Below are 1,216 nucleotides of genomic sequence, written 5' to 3'. Positions count from 1 at the left end.
TTGTTGTTTATCTACCAGAGCCCGGCCGCTGGCCGGGCTCACCCCTGAACGGACTTGTGGTCATTTATGGAAAAGTCGAAGTTGCGCAAAGTCGGTATGGGTCTGGCGTTGGTTGCGGTGGCGGGATTGGCGTTCTACGCGGTGCAGGCACCGGCCGAGGCGCCGCAATACCTGACCGCGCCTGTGGAGCGCGGTGATATTGAAAACGCGGTGCTGGCCACCGGGTTGCTCGAAGGCATCAAACAAGTGGACGTCGGTGCGCAGGTGTCCGGGCAATTGAAGTCGCTCAAGGTCAAGGTTGGCGACAAGGTAAAGAAGGGGCAGTGGCTGGCGGAAATCGATCCGCTGGTGCTGCAGAACACCCTGCGTCAGGCTCAGGTCGATGAGGAAAACCTGCAAGCGCAAAAGCGCGCCACGCAGGCTCAACTGAGGCAGACCAAAGCGATTTACGAGCGCTACAAGAACCTGCAGGACGACGCGTCGATCTCGCGCCAGGATTTCGAAAATGCCGAGTCGAACTATCAGGTACAACAGGCCAACCTGATGTCGCTGGACGCGCAGATCAAAAGCGCGCACATCCAGATCGACACGGCCAAGGTCAATCTGGCGTACACACGGATTGTCGCGCCGATCGATGGCGATGTGGTCGGCGTGGTCACTCAGGAAGGCCAGACGGTGATCGCCAGCCAACTGGCGCCGGTCCTGCTGAAACTGGCGGATCTGGACACCATGACGGTCAAGGCGCAGGTGTCCGAAGCCGATGTGATTCACATTGCCCCGGGGCAGGAGGTGTATTTCACCATTCTCGGTGAGGACAAACGCTACTACGCGAAACTGCGCGGCACCGACCCGGCGCCGCAGAACTTTCTCGAAACGCCGCCCGCCGGCACGCCAAAGCAAAGCAGCGCGGTGTTCTACAACGCCTTGTTCGAGGTGCCAAACCCCGACCATCGTTTGCGCATATCGATGACCGCGCAGGTGCGCATCGTCCTCGACACTGCCAAATCGGTGCTGACCGTGCCGGTCGCGGCGCTTGGCCCGCGCAACGCCGATGGCAGTTTTCCGGTACGGGTGCTCGACGCCAAGGGCCACGCGCAATCGCGCAATGTGCAAACCGGGATCAACAACAACGTCAAAGTGCAGATCAATGATGGCTTGGCGGAAGGCGATCGCGTGGTGATCGGTGATCCGCTGACCAATGTGGCAGGGGCCTGAG

1 protein-coding gene is annotated in these 1,216 nt (G+C 60.4%); it reads left to right on the top strand.

Annotated features, from left to right (window positions below; genetic code table 11):
• Positions 1 to 66 precede the first annotated feature (66 nt).
• A complete protein-coding gene (macA, locus tag ACM6JQ_RS09800; protein ID WP_414893675.1) occupies positions 67 to 1,215 on the top strand; it encodes a macrolide transporter subunit MacA in 1,149 nt (382 codons plus the stop codon).
• Position 1,216 lies beyond the last annotated feature (1 nt).

Origin of the sequence: Pseudomonas sp. IT-232MI5 (assembly GCF_949767845.1) — a bacterium.
Taxonomy (GTDB): domain Bacteria; phylum Pseudomonadota; class Gammaproteobacteria; order Pseudomonadales; family Pseudomonadaceae; genus Aquipseudomonas.
Note: the sequence above shows the minus strand (reverse complement) of the source record. Positions and strands in the feature narration are given on the sequence as shown.

Bases quoted from the DNA above. Each gene is read 5' to 3' on its own strand.
- macA (WP_414893675.1), top strand. From the start codon at position 67: ATGGAAAAGTCGAAGTTGCGCAAAGTCGGTATGGGTCTGGCGTTGGTT.